Origin of the sequence: Chitinophaga sp. 22308 (genome assembly GCF_052045305.1) — a bacterium.
In the GTDB taxonomy this organism is placed as follows: domain Bacteria; phylum Bacteroidota; class Bacteroidia; order Chitinophagales; family Chitinophagaceae; genus Chitinophaga; species Chitinophaga varians_A.
In genome coordinates this window covers 95,095-117,254 of the sequence record NZ_JBQEOP010000012.1, presented here as the reverse complement: position 1 = coordinate 117,254, position 22,160 = coordinate 95,095, and the positions used below count along the sequence as shown (strand labels likewise).

Here is a 22,160-nt window from a genome sequence, read left to right as displayed (position 1 = left end):
ATTATACGGCAATATGTTTTTCCAGTTCGGCATGTTTCAGCTCTTCAGCAGTACCATCCAGCACCATCCGGCCCCGGTCCATAAAATAGTAATGGTCGGTTACCTGGTTGGCAAAATCAATTTTCTGTTCTACCAGTAAAACTGACAGTCCTTTCTGCTGCACCAGTTGTTTCAGAATGCTGCCGATCTCCTGTGCAATGGAGGGTTGGATACCTTCTGTCGGTTCATCAAGCAGCAGGAGGGAGGGGGCGCTGACTAACGCACGCGCAATGGAAAGCTGCTGCTGTTGCCCCCCGCTGAGGTTTCCGCCGGCGCGTTTACGGAAGTCTTTCAGTATGGGAAACAGCTGGTAGATTTCTTCTTCGGGGACCTTCGCTTTGCGGTTGGGATGGGCTTCCAACCCCAATAGCAGGTTTTCATACACCGAAAGCTTCGGGATGATTTCCCGGCCCTGCGGTACGTAGGCAATGCCGGCTTTTGCTTTTTTATACGGTGGCAGGGAAGTGATGTTTTCATTATTGAAAATAATGCTGCCTTCCTGTGCCGGAAGCAGGCCCATGATGGTTTTTAGCAGGGTGGTTTTTCCTACGCCATTGCGCCCCATTACAGTGGTAATGGCGCCTTTTTTTACGGCCAGGCTGGTGCCACGTAAAATGACGCTCTGCCCGTAAGCGGCAGAGATATTGTTAACAGTTAATACCGGTGTGCTCATAATGTTTCAAGTTGTGGGTTAGTACGTCCCAAATAACAATCTATTACCCGTTGGTCGTTCTTCACTTCAGCAAAGGTGCCTTCCATTAGTCTTTTTCCGCGGACCAGTACGGTTACCAGTTCGTTGGCTATCTGTTCCACGAATTTCATATCGTGTTCTATCACAATAATGCTGTGGGATTTCGACAGTTCGAGGAGTAATGCCCCTGTTTTCTCTGTTTCTTCGTCGCTCATGCCTGCTGCGGGTTCATCTATGAGCATCAGTGTTGGGTCCTGCAGCACTACTATGGCTATTTCCAGCCACTGCTTTTGTCCGTGTGAGAGGTCGCCTGCTGATTTATACATGACGTTGGTGAGCGACAGTTTCACGGCCACGTGGTGTATCTTCTCTTCCATCGCGGGCATAGCTTTGAAGAACAGGGAGGTGAAGATATCTTTCTTCATTTTTGCGGCCAGCAACAGGTTGTCGTACACGGTGAGCCCGGGAAATACGGAGGGCTTCTGGAACTTCCGGCCAATACCGGCTTCCGCTATCTTCACTTCCGATTTGCCGAGAATGGATTTTCCGTTGAAGGTAATGTCTCCTTTGTCGGCCTTTGTTTTCCCGCAGATGATATCGAGAAAGGTGGACTTTCCGGCACCATTAGGGCCGATGATGACCCGCAGTTCCTTGTCGCGCAGGCTGAAATGATCGAGGTCCAGTGCATGTACACCGCCAAATGATACCGACAGATTATTTACGTTGAGCAGCATATCAGTTAGTTTGAGATGTTTTGAGCCGGGCAGTCGAAAATTTCTGCCGGATGGTATCTCCCAGTCCCATAAATCCTTTATCGAAATATAATACCGTAATGACAAACAGGAAGCCCAGGATGAACAGCCATGAATCCGGGAATAAACTGGTGCAGATGCTGTAGAGGAAATTTACCAGCAAAGCGCCTATCACTGCTCCTTTCAGGTTGCCCCTGCCGCCAAGTGCCACCCACATCACCATTTCGACCGATGCTTTTACATCCATACGGCCTGGCGTTATAATGCCTGTTTGGGGAAGGTACAGCATTCCGCCAACGGCAGCTAACAGTGCCGCCACTACGAAAACGGCCAGCTTGTAGTCCACCACTTTGTAGGCGGTGTAGCTGACCCTGGATTCACTGTCGCGGATAGCCTGTAGCACTTTCCCAAACTTGGAATGCGTTATCCGGTAGCAGCACCAGTAAGCGGTGCAGAGTACGGTGAGTGAAACCAGGTAGAGTGCGAGCTTTACAGAAGAAGAGGACAGGGGGTAACCCAGGATGCTGTTAAAGTCCGTGAGACCGTTGGTGCCGCCCAGGTTGGTTTCATTCCGGAGAAATATTAACCACATGGCCAGCGTCAGCGCCTGTGTGATGATGGCCATGTATACGCCTTTGATCCGGCTTTTGAACAATACCAGGCCAATGATGAAAGCAAATGCCGCGGGGACCAGCAGGCATAGTGCCACCGTCCATCCAAAGGAATGGAACGGCTGCCAGAAGAAGGGCAGTGTCTCTATTTTGTTCCAGGCCATGAAGTCTGGCAGGGTTGCGCCGGATGCCACCGTTTTCTTCAATAGCAGATGCATGGCAATACCGTAGCTGCCCAGGCAGAAGAAGAACGCCTGGCACATGGACAGGATACCGGTATATCCCCAGATAAGGTCTATGCCCAGGGCAGCTATCGCAAAGCAGAAATACCGCCCCCACACAGAAATAGTGTTTACGGAAAGGAGGCCTGTCAGGTAGCCTGCGGGTAGCAGCACCGCAAAGAAAGCGATGAATAGAATATATAGCAGTGTGTTGTTTTTCGTTTTCATGTTCCGTTTTTTTTAATCTTCAGCAATGCGGCCTTTGTCCGGAAACAGTCCTTTGGGTTTATACTGCATGAACAACATGATGAACACCAGGATAAATACTTTACCGTATACCGCCTGGAAGAAGGACTCGGATATTTTTGTAAAGAAGCCAATGCCAAGGCCGGAAACTATTGTTCCTGCCAGCTTGCCAACGCCTCCTGTAACTACCACGAGGAAAGAATCTACGATATAAGTCTGGCCCATATCAGGCACCACGTTTCCGATCAGTGTAATGGCGCAACCGGCCAGCCCGGCAAGGCCTGAGCCGATAAAGAATGTAATGGATGCCACGCGCCTGGTTTCTATACCAAGACAGGCGCTCATCTGCCGGTTCTGTGTCACTGACCTGATCTGTAGACCCAGCCTGGTACGGTACAGCATCAGGTAGGTAAACAGTACCATGAACAATGCCAGTACGATAATGAAGATGCGGTTGTAGGGTAAGGTGAGGTGCGGTGAAACCTGCCATCCGCCAGCCAGTAGCTGTGGTGTTTTAACAGCAGTAAGATCACCGAACAACAGGCGGGCGGTCTGTATCAGTATCAGGCTCACTCCCCAGGTGGCCAGGAGGCTCTCCAGCGGTTTGGCGTACAGATGGCGGATTACCAGGCGCTCAAGTACCCAGCCCAGTGCGCCCGCTACCAGGAAGGAAAATGGCAGTGCAAAAAAGAAGAACAGGTCTGTCTGCGGAATTCCCAGTGTTTTCGTGAATATGATCTGCATGCAATAAGTTGTGTAGGCTCCGATCATCATAAACTCACCATGTGCCATGTTGATGATGCCGGCCAGGCCGTATACAATGGAAAGCCCCAGTGCAATGAGCACCAGGATACTGCCCAGGCTCAGGCCACTGAAGAAGTTTTGAACACGTTGGAGATGATCATAGCGTTTTTCCAGGCCCACGGCTTTCGCCGCGGCATATTGGGCTGTTTCCTGGTTCAGGAAGCCTGATTTGGCATAGTCTCTCAATAATACCGGTGCGTTGTCGCTCCAGTTGTCGGCTATGCTGTCGATAAAGGCTTTAGCATTGGCAGTTGTAACGGCCTCGTATAGTTGTATCGAGTATAGTGCATCTTTCCCCGTACGGAGTGCGTCGGCGTTGTTCTCCTTTGCTATGGCCTCTTTCAGGATGCTGAGGGTAGCGCTGTCGCTCGTGTGTTTGAGCTGTGAGTAAGCGAGGGTACGTTTCTGCGCGTCGTTGCTGAACAGGTTGAGCAGCGGGGCGATTCCTGCCAGTTGAAGCCGGTCGGCCCGTGGTATGTCTACTGCTTTGAGGGCAGACAATGGCAACAGCAGCGGTTGCCCGCTGCTGTTGGTAAGGAGAGTGTTGTCTGGATAAAGCGAATAAATCCGGTAGGTTCCTTCAGCGGAAGGATTGCTGTCTGTCGTAACCGCCTTATTGTCCAGCAGGTACAGTTTTTTATCATTAATCGCCATCAGCAAAGGGTAGGTGGCCGGTATATGAAGGGCGGCCAGCCTGCCAATAGCCTGTGTGCGCACGGAGTCGGCTGGTGGCTGTAATAGCTGTGCGGTATAGATGGAGGCGCTGTCCTGGCCGGCCGAAAATAGCGGCAGCAGCAGTAGGCAGCACATCAGCATCCGTAGTAAGGAAGTATTCATCGCATCATTTTTTGATAAGTTGGAAATAGCCTGTCTTTATCGGATAAAGCCCGTTTATTTTTTGGCGTAGGTACCGTTGTGGTTGACCCAGTCGCAATCCTTATCAGGAGAGGTTAATGGCGACCATGGCTGCGGGTCCACCAGTCCTCCGGATTTCCAGATGATATCGAATTGTCCGTCGGGTTTGATTTCGCCGATCACTACGGGTTTTGCCAGGTGGTGATTGCGCGGGTCCATTTTCACGGGACCGTCAGGTGAATCGAAACCCAGGCTGTATAAAGCGTTGCGTACTTTCGAAACATCGAAGGAGCCGGCTTTTTCAGCAGCTTTAGCCCACAGGTACACGCCAGTGTAAGCCCAGCAGATAGGGTCGTCCGTTACTCTTTTGTCGCCGCCGGGTAAACCTTTCTTCGCGCAGAAGGCTTTGAAATCGGCCACAAATTTTTTATTCTCCGGCAGGTCGTTCGACTGGAAGTAGTTCCATGCGGCGAGATGACCTACCAGGAATTCGGTATCCATCGATCTGAGTTCATCTTCCGCTACGGAAAATGCCATGATCGGGCAGGTGGCGGAAGAGAGGCCCTGATTGGCAAACTCTTTATAAAAAGGCACGTTGGAATCGCCATTGATAGTAGAGAGGATGCAGGCTTTACCGTCAGCGGCAAAACGTTTTACTTTCGAAATGATGGTTTGGTAATCTTGGTGATGGAACGGCGTATATTCTTCAATGATGTTTTCTTTGGGAATGCCTTTAGAGAGAAGGTAAGCTTTGAGTATTTTATTGGCCGTGCGGGGAAATACATAATCGGTGCCCAGCAGGTAGAACTTTTTGTAGCCTCCTCCTTTTTCACTCATGAGATATTCGGCGGCAGGAATCAGTTGCTGATTGGGTGTTGCGCCGGTGTAGATAACGCTGTTGGAGCATTCTTCTCCTTCGTATTGCACCGGATAGAAGAGCAGGCCGTTGTTCTGCTCGAAAACCGGGAGTACTGATTTACGGGATACGGAAGTCCAGCAGCCGAATACGGCAGATACTTTTTTATCGATCAGCAGTTCCTTTGCCTTTTCGGCGAACAGGTCCCAGTCTGATGCCGGGTCTACGATGACCGGTTCTATTTGTTTACCGAGTACGCCACCTTTGGCATTGATTTCATCTACGGCCATCTGTACGGCATCTCTTAAGGAAACTTCAGATATGGCCATGGTGCCGCTGAGAGAGTGGAGTACGCCTATTTTTACAGTTTCCTTTTTGGCGGAGGAGTCGCTGCTGCCGGTTTTCCCGGCGCCGCTGTTGCAGGAAGAAAAAAGTGCGGTAGCGCCCAGCAGGAGGATGGATAGTTGGTTGAAAAAAGCGTTTCTCATGTTGACTTATATTTTATGGAGAAAATGATTGAATGTTTGATAATCAGAAAATGAAGAATTGAGCCTGGAGCCATACCTGTCCGAATGTTTTTTTCGTATAGTCGTCTGGTATAGCGGTGGCCACATTATAGGTGCGGGTGGTGTAGGAGAGGCGGAGATTAGTGCCGGTGCCGTTGAAAAAGTAATTGAGCCCGCCTCCCATTACTGTGCTGGAGTTGAGTTTGTCGAAGTTGGCAGGTTTAATGGTGCCGGTTTGGGCTGCGTCCGCATTAACGTCCTGGTTTTCGTAACGGACCCAGGGCTGCAGTTTCGTTTTTTTGAAATAGTAGCCGAGTTCCAGGAATTGGACTGTTTGTTTGGGGATGAGTGTGGCGAAGGAGTATTTCGAATCTGTTTGTGTGCCGCCGGTCATGTACTGGTAGGCGGCATTGAGCGTGAGGGAGCCTGCATTGCCGAGGGGGTGGTCAAAAAAGACATCGGTGCTGAGGTTGTAATAATTCGCCTGTGCGTCTACACCGGCTGCCCAGGCCAGCGTTTTGCCATTTCCCAGTTTGGTGCCGGCGTAGTAATAGTCTTTTTCAACGTCCAGGAAGTTATAGGCGACGCGGCCTACGGTACGAAGGGGGGCGCCGCCATCTACATTGCGGCCGGTGAATACCCCCAGCCGGTATTCCAGTTTGTCGTTTGCGAGAAAACCACGGGCATTGATACCAAGATCGCGTCCGAAGTTACCCTGCAGCGGACTATTGGCAAACAGGTTATATGGATACTGGAAAAAGGTAAAGTCGTTGGCCATTAGCCCGGCAGCACCTTGTAACCCGTTACGGTTGTTGGATACCAGTTGCATGCCAGCTATAAGCTGGAATGCCGGGTTAAAGGTGTATTCCAGCTGTGCATCGAGGATGATGGGAGAGACTTTTACATTCTTCTCTCCGCTGGACTGGATGCCAATAGGTGAGGGTATCTCTGTTTCCATGAAGAAGCTGGCTTTTTTGGTGAGCTGTCCGCCTACCAATACCCTGGCGCGATAAACAGAAAAGCCCTTGTTCCAGTCTTTCGCCGTTTTATCATTGCCGGGGGTGCCAAATCCTGTCTGTTCCGCAGAGGCAAACATATGTACAATGGCGCCTACCTGGATAGATGGTTTAAAAGGTATTTCTGACGACTGGAAAAGAGTAATGGTCCTGGCGCTGTCGCTGTTGGTATTTAAGGACGCTGGTAATTCAATCAGGTAACTGCCTCTCTTTTTCTTTCTGGGGGGATTGTTGTTGTCGGCTTTTACCATAAACGGAGCAGTGGCCAACAGGAAGATAAGTGTGACTGGAGATTTCATAAAGAAGTAATTAATAATTGAATAATGTACTTAAGTAGTTTTTTGGTTGATCGATCAGTCTACTTAAGTATAAAAATAGAATATTAATTTACTTAATTCATAAAATTTCCTGTTGTAAACTTAAAAATATGCCTAGTAGTTGATTTTGTTGATATATATTATTTAATATAATATTAAATGAGTGATATTAATTTTTGTTGTTAATATGTTGATATTTAATATTATATGTCATATTTGACATGATTTAGACTGTAGAAGGAAAAAAATATATTACTAAGAATTAATTATAATTATATAAAATTATAATATGTTTATTGTTTGAAATATTTGACATGTCTTTCCTGCGGCCCCCTTTGCCGAGAAGTCAGGTGGGCATTGCTAAAAAATTGTTGAATTCCATATTATCCTTTCGAAATCCGGAAGGGGAAATCCATCGTTGTCATCGATCTTACGATTTAGTATAACACTCCAATTATAAATTACCAGACGATCCCGGCATTTTAAAGCAGTTTACTATGGTTTTGGAATTACCATTTTATTATTAAGATGATTAAATTAGATCCGGCAAAGTCTTCTATACCAAAGAACCCGAATCGACAATTGCTGTAGCAAACCCCTCGAAGCCCGAGGTAAAAAAAATTGAGTAAAGCATGGCGGCGAAAGCTGAAAACTTTTCCCTGTTTAAACGAAAATTCCTTATGAAATGAGACGATTAACCTGTTTCTGTACAACTGGATTTTATCTGCCATTGATATTGCTGACTGCCATAGGCCTTGGACCGGGATGTCATAAATCAAAAAAAGATGCCCCCTGCGATGGTGTATTAAGTGAAGGAACGCCTACACAAGTAGGCCTGACGCTCATGGACGGGCAGACTGGAGAGAATATCCTGTTGGCGAAAAATATTGATGTAACTACTATTAAGATTACTACTGAACCGGCAGATCTTCCTTCTGAAAAAGGTATGATTGTGAAAGATGCCGCTTCACCGCTGAATGGAGCGCTGATGTTTCATATTGCCGACACAAAAAAGGGCGCGTTCAAATATAAAGTCAATGTTCCCAATGTAGGTACTGCTACCTTGTCTTATACCAACAAAGAAGAAAAAACAGGTAATCCATGTAATCCTTTTTACATCAATGTGGCAGATCCGGTGATCGAAGACCATCAGTTTACGCTTTCGCGAACTGGTTACCGGTTGGTGTTTAAAGTAACGATGTAGAGTTCCTTCGGTAAGATACGTCAGGGGCTGACTAAAGGAGTATCCTTTTTAGTCAGCCCCTGACTGTATATATCGTTATAACGGTTAATAAACGCTGACTACATCGAGAACCATGTTCTGTCACTCAATCGGGACGTGAACGTGGCAGCCGAAATAATCAGTGTCCTCCCGTATTTACCTGTTTCCCGCTCTTCGCAAATTTATGTTCCTGGTACTCTTTCAGCCGGCTGTCCAACAAGGCAGCAGCAATATCACGGTGTTCCTGGTCGAATGGTATCGCGTTTAGTACAGCCGTCGCTACTTCGTCCCGATAGTTATTCCGCTGTGCCGGTTCTTTCAGGAAAGCAAGTGACAGGTCCCGGTCGTAAAGCACATCATGTCCACTGAGGTTTTTAATATAGGCCTTGATAAACGCCTGTTCGGCAGCAAAATCTTCTACCGTAACATAGCCTCTGTAGAGGCTTTGCACCCAGTCCAATGCGGCGGTATGACCAGCGCCGGCAATAAGTCTCCTGTCCAGTGCCCATTGCAGGAACATCAGGACGGAGGTCTTGTAAAAGTTTTGCTCTTTCACAAATTGCTCTACGGTACCGTAATCCATTTCGTTGTACAGGTGGAATAATGGATTTCTGTAATCCAGTCCCAGCACAATGTCTTTAACTTTTTGTTCGTCGGTGAATTCCGGTCCCCAGCTTATGTGTCGCTGTTTGTCTGCCGGAATGCGCCAGCGATAGAAACTTTCGCTGCCATCGTCGTTTAGCCATATGGGTGCTATCTCGCTGCTTTTGAGCGTAGGGGCGCCAAGGGAGGTGTTCAGGTACTCAAAAGTGGCGTTGAAGTCTACCTGGTCCGGGAAAGTGGTCAATGATTTATTGTTATACCATCTTGCACTTACCAGGCGCGGAACAAATATGCCTTTTTTATTGCCATGCAGCAGCGGGTATGCTGCCAGATAAGGCTGCGCATTAAACAGCAGGTCAATTCCCAGTTTCTTGTTTTCAATCCAGTAGGATGTTTCTGTTGAACGGTTGGAGATATAGGGCTTCTTCGGATATTTAAATCCGTGCTGCTCCAGGAAAGTGATGATGTCTGCGGAATCAATAGCAGATCCTATGAGGCTTACCAGTGTATTGAACATTCGGTCGGCATTTTTCGGGTTAAGATGGTAAAGGCTGTAAAATAATGAATTTTGTCACAGGTCCGGAAATGCTGAAAGGCCTGCGCAAATAATTATTCGGCAGGATAATATTGTTTCAACCAGCTGATGACTTTCACAAAAACATCCATGGAAGCTGTCAATCCCATCCCATGTTTTTCTGTGGGATACAACTCAAATTGCGTTGGTATATTCAACGACGTTAGTTTTTCATGCAGCTTTTTTGCCTGGCTGACATCTACCAGCGGGTCTTGTCCGCCGTGAAACAGGATAGTAGGTACGCCGCTGGCTTTAGTGAGCTGATGATAGGGACTGGCATCAAAGGCGATTTTGGCGGCAGGATCAGGTTCGCCCAGCAGTCGGGCTACTTTTTCATCGGCGTCTTTATTTTCCTGCCTTGTTTTTTTATCGGTAAAATCTGTTGGTCCCCACAGGTCTACCACTGTTTTTATCTGGTGTGAACTGTCGCAGGCGTAGGCGTACTGCATGGCGAGATAAGCGCCGGCACTACCGCCTATCAGGGCAAACTGGCTGCCATCGAACGACAGTTTTCCGGATTTGGAGGAGATGAACGCCAGTGCTTTTTTTATATCGTCCAGTTGGGCGGGGTAGGCGTTTTGATGGTCCCGGACCAGGCGATAGTTCATGGACACAACGCCATAGTGCAGTTTGCCGGCCAGTTCGTCGATGAGTTGTTTGGGAAACTCTTTTTTATCGCCGCCGGTCCAACCGCCGCCATGCAGGTACACAATGATTTTAGTGCCGGCGTGATGGTTTTCAGGGAGATAAGCGTCCAGGGTGTTGTCTTCTCCGGCGTCGCCATAAGGCACATTGCGCAGGGTGATGTACGCGGAGCTGGTGGCTACTGCCGGTAAAGCGGCGCCGGTCTTGCCATCGCGGAGGTTGTTTTTTTTCAGATAGCCGACCAGTGCTTCCGGGTGATCGCTCTGCATGCCCTGTACGCCCTTGTTTAATACAGCGTTCCAGGTGGCAGGTCCTTCCGATGGTGTTTGTGCGTCCAGCCATACGGCTACGCCATGTTGCCGGGTGACAGCCAGCATGGCGCTGTCTGTTACGTTGTCCAATACCGCAATGGTGATGTTGTCCAGCAGATAATTCAGTTGCGCCGGAGTGGTTACTTCATCCGGTACGCTGGTCATCAGTGGCATTTGCGGCGCTGTTTTTCTCCACTGTTTATATTGTTCTTTACTGTTGAGATAAACTACGATCTGTTGCTCCATCCCGGCGGCCTGTACCTGTTTCCAGGTTTCGGCGACGTCGGCATCTTTGAAATCCAGGTAGATATTCACTTTCCCTTTAGCGGCGCGTAAGGCTTCCGCGAACGTGGGCACGCGGTAGTCTTTCCCGTCTTTACTATTGACCTTTAACTGTTTGATGTCCGCCCAGGTGAGGTCGGACACTTTTCCTTTGCCGTTGGTCATGCGGTCTACGGTGCCGTCATGCATGAGTACCAGTTGTCCGTCTTTGGTGGTGCGGAGGTCCAGCTCTGCGTAGTCGGCGCCGCATTGAATGGTGGCGTTAATGGCGGCAACGGTATTTTCCGGCATGTTTACGTGGTTGCCGCGGTGGGCCACTACCACAAATTTATTTTTGGTGGCAGGCAGCGGTGCTGCCTGTTGTGCAAAGGTGGTATGCATCAACAGGCAGGCGCCGGCAAAAATGAACAGGTATTTTATCATTACAGGATCTTTTTAGTATCGGTCACGAATACACGGGTACTTACTGAGTAAGTGCCACCAGTGGGATTAACGTATTGAAGGTCTACATAGAAGGCCCGGTAGCCGCTGTCGGGTAGTGGGGCGTTTACTTTTACGGTTGACTGATGTGCCAGTCCCAGGCTTTGTGACGACCATTTCTCATTGCGGAAATCCAGGTCGGCAGAGTTGGCGGTCCACAGGATGACGTCTACCAGTTGGTCGGCGGTAGCTTTGGCGGTGAGCTTTACCTTTCCGCGACGGGTGCTGGTGGTCCAGCTGCAGGCAGGATAAGCCTGCTGGCTGAGGGTGTGGCCGAAGAAAGCGTTGAGGCCTTCGAAGGCATGTTTTTTATCACCCAGGTTATGGCCGGCGTTGGGCGTATAGTTGAGCATATTTTTACCAGGGATGCTGTCGAGGTAGTTTTTAATGTTGTCTACTACCCAGTATTCATCGTTGGTGCCCATGAAAATCATTTTCGGCATGGTGAGCAGCTGACGATAGGAGTAAGGATCTATCATGGTGTTGATGGATTGTCCTCCTTCGGTGTGAGCGGCCTGCGGGATGCCCAGTTTTACGTAGTCTTCAATCTGAATACTGTATTCTTTCCACGTTTTGATCTGATAATCGAGGCTTACCGGCATGTTCAGTACGTCTATCACCATGGGCGCAATAGCGGCTACGCGGTTGTCGTTGGCGCCGGTGAGCCAGGTGGTCCAGCCGCGTTTGGAGGCGCCGGACACCACGAAGCGGTTGACGTTTTGCGACAGCTTTTCTTTGGAGAAAGACTGTACGGCGTCCATGGCACGTACGGCGCTTTTCACCATCGGGAAAAGCAGCGGCCAGGTGTAATCACCATCTTCTTTAAACTGGTGGAGGGTATAAGAGATCAGGGCATCTTCCGTCAGGTTTTTAAATAGCGGCTGATTGGGGGTCTGTCTGAGCACGGCGGTAATGGCTTTGTTGTTGGTGGCCATGGACGCTATTTGCTGGTACAGGTCATCCGTAGGGCCGTTCCAGTTAGGCTGCCCGTTTTTAACGGAGCCGCCGGTGATGAACAGCAGGGCGCCATCATAGCTGACGTTGGCAGGTACAAAGATGGCGAGTTGGTGTGTCCAGGTATATTCCCGCCATTTTTGAGAGGTGAGTAAAATACTATAGCATTTTACGTCTTTGATATCGAAAGAATCTTTCAGCTCATAACGGAAGGAGGTGTCTGCGTTGTTCAGGTAGCTTTTCAGCGCGGTGGCCGGAGTGACGGTTTGCTGCGCAAACGCTGCTGCCACGAAAAACAGGTGGACAAATAGCAGGGTGGTTGTTTTCAAAAATCGTTGTTTCATATCGGAGGAATGATTTTAAGTAAGATAAAAAATGTTTACCATGGTTTGCCGGTGCCCTGTATGATCCATGGTTTGGACCAGGGGCTGTTCTGTGGACCGTTGGCGCCGGAAGCGGACTGGGAGGTTACTTCCAGCCGTTTCATGGCCTCGGTCACATTGGTTTTATTCAGGTTTCTTTCTTCCAGCATGTAATACAGCCGTACCGGCAACACCGGTGCTTTTGCATAAGGTCCGGCATGCAGATTGGGATAGCCGGTACGTTTATAGTCGGCCCAGGCTTCTGTGGCGGCGGTCCAGCTGGCGATCCATTTCTGCGTAATGATCTGTTCCTGTGTGTTGTTGAATTTCACACCAGGTTGAGAGAGATAGGCAGAAAGGTTACCGCTTACGCCCCAGGTGCTGAAGGAAGCCTGTATACCGGCCTTGTAATGTGTTTCCGCATCACCGGCGGCCCAGCCTTTTACAGCAGTTGCTTCTGCGAGGATAAAATGTACTTCGGCGGCGGAGATCAGCCGGGCTTTCAGCAAAGGCCCTTTGGCTTGTTTGTAGATATCGTTGAGCCAGGACACGTGCGGGTTCCGGGATGCCTGTGCTGCGTCCGGGCTCAGGTTGTATACCGCAGGGCCGGGGATGGCCGGTGGCAATCCCACATAGTCCACGTCCTGGTTGATATCTTTCAGGGTCAGTCCTTTAGCGGCAAGTACATCGGGAGATACATATCTTACTTTCCTGTTTTCGCCGTTCACCACGGTGTCTACGGCTTTGTATACGTTGCCGGTGCCGGGCGGCAATTTATCGTTTACAACCAGGAAGCATTGTACTTTATTGGCCCATACGCCCAGCCGCGGATCATGCAGTGACTCCAGCGAGGCGACAAGTGTATGGCACATTTTCAGGCGGCGGTAGTTGCTGCTGTCACTGTCATACGCGGCGTTGGCTGGCCAGGAGTCGGCGTTGCTGTTGCCAGGGAAGGACATGGTGGCGTCATCGGCAGCGTCGGTGATGATGGGATATTGGATGGGATTGCCCGCTATTTTTTCAATACCTGCTTTGGCGACGGCCGGCAGTTTCTCCGACAGGCGCATGTAATAGCGCAAGGCGAGGGAATTAGCCATTTTACGCCACTTTGCAGGGTCGCCCTGATAGTACACGTCAACGGCGTCAATCGGGGAAGGATAAGCGCTCTTTGGTTTGGACAGCAGGGTATTGGCTTTTTCCAGGTCAGCGAGTATCCCGGCGTAGATATCCTGTTGCGGGTCGTAAACCGGCGTGGTGGCGGGAGGGCCATCTTCTCCCTTTAAAGCCTGTGAGTAGGGCGCATCTCCCCACAGATCAGTGATCAGCCCGAACATCATGGATTTCATCACGAGGGCCACACCTTGCTGTAGTTCGTTTTGTGCGGCCACGGCGCGGTTATATACCAGCTGGTTGTTGCGCAGGATGTCGTAGTAGGCGGTCCAGCTGTTGCTGCCGCCCCAGTCATATTCGTTGTGCGTGGTGGTCCATCCGTCCTTCTGGGTATGTTGCATCACGCCGGCCATGTCCTGGTAGCCGAGGGTTACGATTTCAATGCCGGCCTGCGTTAGTACGGTAGACATGACGAGGTTCGGATTAATCGTTGCCGGATTGGAGCCGTTCGGGTTCTCATTCAGTTTCATCAGGTCCTTTTTGCACGAGGTCATGGAAGTGCCTAATAACCCGAGGCAAAGTATTATTGATTTGGTAACTGTTTTCATGTTGCTGCGTTAAAGGTGCTCTTAAAAAGTAACGTTCAGTTTAGCGCCCATGGGAATAGACCAGGGAGTGACATTGTATCTTTCAATGCCCTGCATGAACTGCATGCCGGAGCCCTGTACAGTGGTAGAAGGCTGATAGGCGTTTTCGGGATCAATACCAATTTTGGCGGCCGTCCACAGGATGATGTTCCTGCTGTAGACGGAAACGCTTGCATTTTGCACTTTCACGCCGGACAGCAGGCGTTTGGGCAGTTCATAGGAGAGCGATACTTCCCGCAGTTTCAGATAAGATGCCGGAAACAGGAATGCCCTGGTGAAAGACCAGGCGGTACTGCCTGCGTAAGGAAGGGTAGTGGTGCCCGGGCCTCCCAGGTTTTCAATAAAGCCGGTAGGGTTACCATTGGCATCGTACCCTTTGGCTCTTACACCGGGAATGAACACGCCGCCATAAGGCAGCACATACGGGCCATAGGCAAATCCATAACCATTGTATTCCGGTGTGGGGCCGCCCACTAAAGGAAACTTGTTGCCACCGGGGATAATCAGTTCGTCCTGGTGGCTTACGAGATAGTCTCTGAGTTCCTGCCCTTTCATGTTCCCGGGGTTGGTGAGTTTGTCCAGGAAGAGCTGTGAGTTGCCTTTCTCTTCTCCGTAGCGGTAGGTCTGGGAAACGAAGTCGCCGCCGTTTCTCCAGTCGAAGGTCATGCTGAGGGTGAAGTTTTTATAGCTCAGCGTTGTTTGCAGGCCCATGATAAAGTTAGGGTTGAAGTTGCCTATTTTATTACGGGAGTTGGTAGCGTCTATACTTTGCCATTTGCCGGTATTGTCCAGCAGCGGATAGCCGTAATAGGGAGATGATTTATCGGTAACGGTCACCATTTGCGCATCATAAATGTCGCCGATGTCTTCTCCTACGTATGTCCATGCGCCGCCTTTTCCTTCTTCCCAGAGGGTGTAATAAGGCAGGTCGTCAGGAAGTGAAATGATTTTTGTCCTGTTGCGGGTGAAGTTCATGTTCACGTCCCATCTCCAGTTTTTTTGTTGTATAGGGGTGCCTCCAACGGTGAGTTCCACGCCGCGGCTTCTCAGCAGGCCGGCGTTGATGTTGCGGGAGGAAAAGCCGGATGATGGCGCTGTTTTGGGACTGAAGATCTGGTTTTTATTTTCCACCATATAATACGTGGCGGCAAAACGCAGGCGGTTTTTGAACAGGTTGATATCAACACCACCTTCGTAGGAGGTGGCGATTTCCGGTTTCAGGAATGGATTGAGCAGGTTGCCGGAAGTGGACAAGCGCGGAATATTACCCCAGGCGCCGGCATTATACAGGGTGGCCAGCAACTGATAGGGGGAGGCGTCGTTGCCTACCTGTGCTGCGCCGGCCCTTAGTTTAATCAGGTTAATATCATCGGAGGTGAGATGGGCCATTTCATTCACCAGCAGGCTCAATGAGGCCGCGGGATAGAAATAGGCCGCTGCATTCGGCAGGGTGCTGGACCAGTCGGTACGACCGGTTACATCCAGGTAGGCCATGCCTTTATAGCCTACGTTCAACATGCCATAGATGCTGTTCACTCCTTTCTCGAACATGGTGCTGTTATAGTTCAGGTTTTGCGGGGCAATGTTCTGAATAGTGTATACGCCTGGTGTATTTAAACCGGTGCCGTCCTTTGTGGAGGTAATAATGTTTTTGCCGGTCTGATAGCGTTTGTTGCCACCTGCGGAAACAGAGAAGTCGAAGTTGCCGACATCTCTCTTGTACGTCAGCAGCACATCTATATTACGTTCAAAGTTGCTGAGGTTGATGATACCATAAGCGCCGCCGGGATTGTTAATGTAGCTATTGGCGATTTTTGTTTCCCTTTTTTCATTGTAGGTGTCCAGTGAATACCGGGCCATGAAGCTAAGGGAGGGTAGTATTTTCCAGTCGGCCCGGATGTTGCCGAACACGCGGTCCCTTACAAATGCGTTCTTTACTTCATAAGCCAGGAAATACGGATTGTTGAATACGCCGTTGGCCTGTGTGCGTTGTTGCAGGCCTTCCTGACCGGGCATCCAGTAGTCTTTCAGGTCGCGTATGTCGATGTGCGGAGAGATGGTGTATGCCGCCTGCAGGGGATTGGCGCCTCTGTCGCCCGCGGGGCGGTTGTTGGAATTGGTGCGGCTGAAATCCACGTTGGTGCTGAAGCTCAGTTTGGAATTGGCCTGCAGGCTGGAGTTCAGGTTGAGCGCATTTTTAAACAGATCGGTATTGGGAATGATGCCTTTGCTGGTCATATTGGCGTAACCTACCCGGTAAGCGATCCTGTCGTTGTTGTTGGCCAGGGAGACAGCCGTGGTGGTAGTCATGCCGGTGTTTACGAAATTCTTTACGTTGTTTTTATGTGATACCAGCGGCATGGGGATGGCTTTGCCGTTCTGGTCTTTGGGGCTGTTCCATTGTACTTCTTCATAACCCATGTCCAGCTCGGCGCCGAAGGTGCCATCCACATTTTCCGTGATAATGGTGCCAAAAGGATTGGTGAGCATATTACCGCTGCGGGACACCGGGATGCCGGAGAACTGTCCGGAGCCAAATTTGGTTTGCCATTTCAGGAATTTGTAGGGTATGTCGAATACGGTATTTACGGACGCATTGACAGTGGCGCGGTTCACTTTTTTACCGGTTTTGGTGGTGATGAGCACTACGCCGTTGCCTGCACGGGAACCATACAATGCGGCAGCGCTGGGGCCTTTCAGGATGGTCACGCTTTCGATGTTGTCCGGATTGATGTCTGAAATAGCATTGCCATAATCCACCTTGTTGTCCTGGCCTATCTGGCTGATGTTATTGACGGTGTTGGCCAGCGGTACGCCGTCTACTACGAAGAGCGGCTGGTTGTCGCTGCTGAGGGAGGTGGCGCCGCGGATGATCATGCTGACAGAAGAGCCGGGGCCGCCGGTGGAGTTGATGGTAACACCGGCCACTTTACCGGACATGGAATTCAGCAGGTTTTCCTGGGTGACGCGGGTAAATTCTTTACCGCCGACTTCTTCTACAGAGAAACCCAATGCTTTCTTCTCTCTTTTAATGCCAAGGGCGGTGACGAGTACCTGCTCCAGCTCTTCTACTTTTTTTTTCATGACAACAGACAGCGACAGTTTGCTGGAGTCGTTAATCGTATAGCCTTTGAGGGTATCTGTCGTATAACCGGCACAGTTAAAGACAAAGCGGTAAGGGCCGCCGGCAGGCAGCTTCGGGAAAGTGAAAATACCTTTTTCATTGGTCAGGGTATTGGCGAGTACCTGGTTGTCTGCATTTTCCACTCTTACCATTACCCGTGCCAGCACTTCGCTGTTGGCGTTTTTGATAATGCCGATGGCAGCTGGGTGTGTATTTTGTGCCAACAGGCCGCCTGCACATAACTGCGACAACAGCAGCAGCCAAACTGTTTTGGTGGGACGATCTTTTCGGGATTGTCGGATGTTTACACGCATAAATATTTCATTTTTAGGCAAAAGGAGTCACAGGCAGCCTTTTCAGGATGCAGTTGGTTACAGTTAAAGATGATTGTACCCGGCTTAAGGGGTTATGTAAATGATATTGTTTGTTTGTTTCATCGTCAGGTTGTTTAACGTGGCGATGGTAGACAGAAAATCGGTCAGGGATTCTTTGCTGTTATCGAATGTTCCGGTGAAGCTCATGTCAGTGAGCGTACCTTCCTGGCATTGAATAGTGACGTGGTATTTTTCTGATATCAGCCTGAAAATATTCGCCAGCGGTTCATTGTTGAACGTGAATATTTCCTTCTCCGGTTTCGCGATCACCTGCTTTACGGGAGCGTGTAGGGTTTTACTGACTGCCACGGTCATTTTCACCGGGTCAAAAGAGAGGTCTTCGCCGGGCATCAGATAGGTGGGGTGCAGCGTTTTAATGCCCGCCAGGCTGTCTGGCTGCACCTTTACTTTGCCGCTGATCAGTTGCACGCGGACAGGCCCTTCTGCGGAGTTCCAGGCGGTGATTTTAAATACGGTCCCCAGCGCCGTGGTGACCAGGCTCCCCGCATGCACGGTAAAGGGTTTGTTTTTGTCGGGCGCGACTTTGAAGGTGGCTTCGCCTGTTAAAAATATTTCCCGGCCGGTGACCGCAAATGAAGACAGGTATTTTAACTGGCTGCCTGGCGCCAATGCTGCCATGCTGCCGTCTTTCAGACGGACAGACATTATTTTCCGCGTATGGTTGGCCTGTTGCACATAAGTGTCCGGCACCGTAACAGCATGCACAACCGGTGTTGCAGCCGCTATCGGAGCTGGCGGCTGATGATGGTATTGACGCCATGCAAAACCGGTAAGGGCCACACCCAGTACTGCCGCCGCAGCCCATTTGTAATAGATGACCTTCAACTTTTTCTTTTGCCAGGTACCACTTTCAATGACGGTCATCATTTTATCGGAAACCTCGGTTGGTAAAGTATGCTCCGGATGAAAAGAATGCCAGCTTTCATCAGTTAAACAGGGTTGTACCGCTTCCGGATGTTCCGCGAAATAAGCGGTGACAGCCTGCTTTTCTGCTTCATTACATTCTCCCCGTAAAAACTTTTCAATTAATGCTGCTGGGTGCTTCATATATAGTATTCGTTTGAAAACAGTAAATCCCTCACTGCTTAACAATAAGTAAATATTCAGGTGAAAAAAGGATCAGCAAAGCCAGGAGAGGATGGCCGGCAATAACAACAACAGGGAGTCTTTTAGTTGCCGTATGGCACGTACAATATGGTTTTCAACTGTTTTGGGAGAGATGGACAACTGCCTGGCTATTTCTTTATGTGGAAGGCCTTCAAAACGGCTTAGTTTAAAAACGTTCCTCCTGACGGGGGACAATTGTTCTATGCTGTTGTATACCCGCGCCAGTTCTTCTTTCACGGTGAGGTCTGTTTCCATATGCCAGTCGGATGTTTCCCGGACCATGGTCTCGGTATGCCGGTTTCTGACCTGTTGCTTGCGCAGGAGGTCGGCCATCACGCTTTTGGCTATACGGAAAAGCTGCGTGGAGATATCATAGTTTGCAGACAGTTTTTCCCTTTTCTCCCAAAGTAATATGAAAGACAGCTGTACTGTCTCTTCAGACAGGTAAGCGGAATGTGTACATTTCAATACGTAGAAATAGAGCTTTGCATGATATTGCTGATATATCATTTTGAAACACCCGATATTTCCATTCTTTATATCCTGTACGATACTTTCCATAATGACCGCAAATATCTAATGGCCCTAAACAAGATACAAGGAATTGCCGATTATATTATTGTTATTTTGGAGGCTCCTTACTTCTTCAGTTTCAATACTAACGGGGCGGTAGCCACGCCCGGGATGGTGACGGTGACAGACAGGTCCAGGGTAGAATCGCTCACATTTTCGATCCAGTGCGGATCATTATTGCCCTTTTCATTGGTGAGCAGAAATACTGCATCGTGTACGTCCAGTTTCCAGGTGCCTGCATTGCCGGCAACAGGCAGTATCAGCTCAGTGCATCCTTTGATATTGAACTTGCCATCGGCGCCGAACTGATAAGTGTTGGCAGTGGTACAGGTAAACAAGGCACCGGCCTGGCCCAGGAGAGGCGCCAGTTTAATGATGCTGGTGCCGGCCGGAATATTTTGCCCGCCGAGCTTTACCGGAACGGCAAAGACAATATCTTTTTGTTGCCAGTTGCCTGCTACCAGTCCGTATTTGACGGATTTGTCAGGAGCGGCGTCCCGGCTCTTCTTACACGACGCCATCAGCAGCTGTCCTGCTGCCAATAGCACCAGTACTTTTACAGGGATAGAATTACGCATAACTTTTTACATTAAATGAAAGGGATAGTGAATAAATTGTTACGAAAGCCTTTATAATATATTCGTTTGAAAAAGATAAATCCCTCACCTGGTAACAATTAGTTCATATAGGGTATCATGGATTACCTTGCTCATAAAGGCTCATGTGGGCAGGTTACATTGTTGTGTTGCAATAATTGTTAAAATGACAAATAATATTTAGTTTGTGCAGACTTTGCACCTTGCTTAAATCAGAAAGAATGCTGTATTATTTGAAATTCCACGTTACGAAAGCAAAAATTGCCGTTTTATTCCTCCTTGTTCTCGCCTTGCCGGAGGTATACGCCCGGCAGGTCACCATTCAATCGCCCAATAAAAAAATTACGGTATCACTGATCGGCGCCAACGGCGGAAAGACAGGCGAATGGTACCTGAAAGCCTCTTATAATGGTCCGCAGGGCTTAACAGATGTTTTACCCCAAATTGATCTGGGGCTGATCAGAAATGACCAGGACTTCTCCAGGGAGCTCAGGTTCATTAAAGCAGGCGTGCCCAGGATTGTCAATGAGCACTATACGGCGCTTCATGGAAAAAGATCTGACTGCAGTAACAGCGCATACGAAACGGTGGTGTTTTTGGAAAGCCGCACCGGTGCTAAAATAAATGTCATTATCAGGGCTTATAACGATGGTGTTGCTTTCCGCTATGAGTTCCCGGAAAACAAAGGGACATTCACCCTGCTGGATGAACTTACGGCCTATTCAATCCCGGCGTCCACCAAACGTTGGATGGAAAAATGGAATACAGCCAACGAGGGTTTTTATACGGAGGGTAAAGATGATAGTGTGCAGCAGGAATGGTGTTATCCGGCTTTATTTAATAACACCAACGGAGACTGTTGGTTTCTGTTGCATGAAGCAGATGTAAACCGCAATTATTGCGGATCGAAGCTGAGCAATAAGAAAGACAAGGCAAAGTATAAAACCACCTTTCCCGATGCACGCGACGGAAACGGTATTGGCGCATCACAGCCTGCTATCAGCCTCCCCTGGAAATCACCATGGAGAGTGGTTATAATCGGCAGCCTGGGAGATATCGTTCAGTCTACGCTGGTCGACGATGTCTCTCCTCCGTCTGTACTTACCAACACATCATGGATAAAACCGGGTGTGGTGTCCTGGAATTACTGGTCCAGTAATCATGGTACAAAGGACTACCGGACCGTTACAAAGTTTGCAGACCTGGCTGCTTTCATGAACTGGGATTATACCTTGCTGGACTGGGAATGGGATGCAATGGGCAATGGAGGAAACCTGGAAGACGCGGCCGCCTATATCAGATCGCTGGGTGTAAAGCCGCTCATCTGGTACAATTCTGGCGGGAAACATACCGGCGTTCAGGCAACTCCGAGAGACCGGCTGTTGACGCATGAAAACCGGATAGCGGAATTTACAAAGTTGAAGAAGCTGGGGTTTGCAGGTGTTAAGGTCGATTTTTTTGAAAGTGAAAAGCAGGACATGGTCCGTTATTACCTGGATATACTGGAAGACGCTGCCAGCTGTGAAATGATGGTATATTTTCATGGCTGCCTGGTGCCAAGAGGTTGGGCGAGGACCTATCCAAACCTGATGACCTATGAAGCTGTTCGTGGCGCTGAATGGTATAACAACGGCCCGGACTTTACCCCGGCAGCGCCGGTACACAACGCCATACTGCCATTTACAAGGAATGTGGTGGGCGCAATGGATTATACGCCGGTAACGTTTACCAACTCACAGTACCCGCATATCACATCGTACGGTCATGAACTGGCGTTAAGTGTACTGTTTGAATCCGGTTTCCAGCATATGGCGGACCGCCCGGAAGGATATATGGACTTGCCTGACAGGGCAAGGTCTTTCCTGAAGGAAGTGCCTGCGGCGTGGGATGATACCCGGTTGTTAAGCGGATATCCCGGGAAAAGCGCAATTATGGCGCGCCGCCATGGCGATCGCTGGTACATTGGTGGCATAAATGCGCTGTCAAATAACCTGAACACTAAAATTGACCTGGGATTTTTGCCTTCGGCCGGCAAATATAAACTGTTGCTGATTGAAGACGGCAGTCATGACAAAGTCTTCCTGGAAAAGCAGGTATTGGTGGACAGCAGCAGCACTATCGATGTGCATATGCTTCCAAGAGGAGGGTTTGTGGCCGTATTAAAGCCCCAATAACCGGCCTCCCTGCCACCTGCTAAAATCCACACATAAATCGCTTAAATACCACTATAATCTGGCTGATATTATCACTACCTTCCGCCT

General features: G+C 49.3%; 16 protein-coding genes. 2 read left to right on the top strand and 14 right to left on the bottom strand.

The window, feature by feature from the left end; translation table 11 throughout:
* Nucleotide 1 precedes the first annotated feature (1 nt).
* From urtE to ACTJJS_RS33045, 6 genes are read right to left on the bottom strand one after another with little or no spacing between them, the layout of a single operon-like run.
* Nucleotides 2–712: an urea ABC transporter ATP-binding subunit UrtE gene (urtE, locus tag ACTJJS_RS33070; RefSeq protein WP_440668278.1), complete on the bottom strand. Its 711-nt coding sequence runs from the start codon at nucleotides 710–712 to the stop codon at nucleotides 2–4.
* On the bottom strand, nucleotides 709–1,464 hold the full coding sequence (gene urtD, locus ACTJJS_RS33065) for an urea ABC transporter ATP-binding protein UrtD (protein ID WP_440668276.1): 756 nt from the start codon (nucleotides 1,462–1,464) through the stop codon (nucleotides 709–711). The genes urtE and urtD overlap by 4 nt, the downstream gene beginning before the upstream one ends.
* A 1-nt stretch (nucleotide 1,465) precedes the next feature.
* A complete protein-coding gene (gene urtC / locus ACTJJS_RS33060) occupies nucleotides 1,466–2,542 on the bottom strand; it encodes an urea ABC transporter permease subunit UrtC (RefSeq protein ID WP_440668274.1) in 1,077 nt (358 codons plus the stop codon).
* A gap of 12 nt (nucleotides 2,543–2,554) precedes the next feature.
* The gene (urtB, locus tag ACTJJS_RS33055) at nucleotides 2,555–4,201 is read right to left on the bottom strand and encodes an urea ABC transporter permease subunit UrtB (RefSeq protein ID WP_440668272.1); all 1,647 of its coding nucleotides are present in this window, start codon (nucleotides 4,199–4,201) and stop codon (nucleotides 2,555–2,557) included.
* Between the two features lie 54 nt (nucleotides 4,202–4,255).
* Nucleotides 4,256–5,563 carry an urea ABC transporter substrate-binding protein gene (urtA, locus tag ACTJJS_RS33050; RefSeq protein ID WP_440668270.1) on the bottom strand — a complete coding sequence of 436 codons (1,308 nt, stop codon included), beginning with the start codon at nucleotides 5,561–5,563 and terminating at the stop codon, nucleotides 4,256–4,258.
* 43 nt (nucleotides 5,564–5,606) lie between these two features.
* A complete protein-coding gene (locus ACTJJS_RS33045; RefSeq protein WP_440668268.1) occupies nucleotides 5,607–6,896 on the bottom strand; it encodes a hypothetical protein in 1,290 nt (429 codons plus the stop codon).
* 703 nt (nucleotides 6,897–7,599) lie between these two features.
* On the opposite strand from ACTJJS_RS33045, the gene ACTJJS_RS33040 reads away from it, so the two are divergent.
* Nucleotides 7,600–8,118, top strand: coding sequence for a hypothetical protein (locus ACTJJS_RS33040; RefSeq protein ID WP_440668267.1), 519 nt, complete (start codon nucleotides 7,600–7,602; stop codon nucleotides 8,116–8,118).
* Between the two features lie 157 nt (nucleotides 8,119–8,275).
* Here the strand turns inward: ACTJJS_RS33040 and ACTJJS_RS33035 are convergent, their stop codons facing one another.
* From ACTJJS_RS33035 to ACTJJS_RS33000, 8 genes are all read right to left on the bottom strand, one after another.
* Nucleotides 8,276–9,256: a hypothetical protein gene (locus tag ACTJJS_RS33035; protein WP_440668265.1), complete on the bottom strand. Its 981-nt coding sequence runs from the start codon at nucleotides 9,254–9,256 to the stop codon at nucleotides 8,276–8,278.
* Nucleotides 9,257–9,348: 92 nt separating this feature from the next.
* Entirely contained in the window at nucleotides 9,349–10,974 is a 1,626-nt protein-coding gene (locus ACTJJS_RS33030) for a glycerophosphodiester phosphodiesterase family protein (protein ID WP_440668263.1), read from the bottom strand.
* A complete protein-coding gene (locus ACTJJS_RS33025; RefSeq protein ID WP_440668261.1) occupies nucleotides 10,974–12,329 on the bottom strand; it encodes a PhoPQ-activated pathogenicity-related family protein in 1,356 nt (451 codons plus the stop codon). Before ACTJJS_RS33025 ends, ACTJJS_RS33030 begins: the two co-directional genes overlap by 1 nt.
* A gap of 35 nt (nucleotides 12,330–12,364) precedes the next feature.
* Nucleotides 12,365–14,065, bottom strand: a complete 1,701-nt coding sequence (locus tag ACTJJS_RS33020; RefSeq protein WP_440668259.1) for a SusD/RagB family nutrient-binding outer membrane lipoprotein — start codon at nucleotides 14,063–14,065, stop codon at nucleotides 12,365–12,367.
* 21 nt (nucleotides 14,066–14,086) lie between these two features.
* A complete protein-coding gene (locus ACTJJS_RS33015) occupies nucleotides 14,087–17,542 on the bottom strand; it encodes a SusC/RagA family TonB-linked outer membrane protein (protein ID WP_440668257.1) in 3,456 nt (1,151 codons plus the stop codon).
* An 84-nt stretch (nucleotides 17,543–17,626) separates the two neighbouring features.
* Nucleotides 17,627–18,670, bottom strand: a complete 1,044-nt coding sequence (locus ACTJJS_RS33010) for a FecR family protein (protein ID WP_440668255.1) — start codon at nucleotides 18,668–18,670, stop codon at nucleotides 17,627–17,629.
* Nucleotides 18,671–18,742: 72 nt separating this feature from the next.
* Complete coding sequence (locus ACTJJS_RS33005) at nucleotides 18,743–19,291, bottom strand: RNA polymerase sigma-70 factor (RefSeq protein WP_440668254.1); 549 nt, start codon at nucleotides 19,289–19,291, stop codon at nucleotides 18,743–18,745.
* 77 nt (nucleotides 19,292–19,368) lie between these two features.
* Nucleotides 19,369–19,881: a hypothetical protein gene (locus ACTJJS_RS33000; protein WP_440668253.1), complete on the bottom strand. Its 513-nt coding sequence runs from the start codon at nucleotides 19,879–19,881 to the stop codon at nucleotides 19,369–19,371.
* Between the two features lie 239 nt (nucleotides 19,882–20,120).
* Here ACTJJS_RS33000 and ACTJJS_RS32995 point away from each other — a divergent pair, with 239 nt between their 5' ends.
* Nucleotides 20,121–22,073, top strand: coding sequence for a glycoside hydrolase family 97 catalytic domain-containing protein (locus ACTJJS_RS32995; protein ID WP_440668252.1), 1,953 nt, complete (start codon nucleotides 20,121–20,123; stop codon nucleotides 22,071–22,073).
* Nucleotides 22,074–22,160 lie beyond the last annotated feature (87 nt).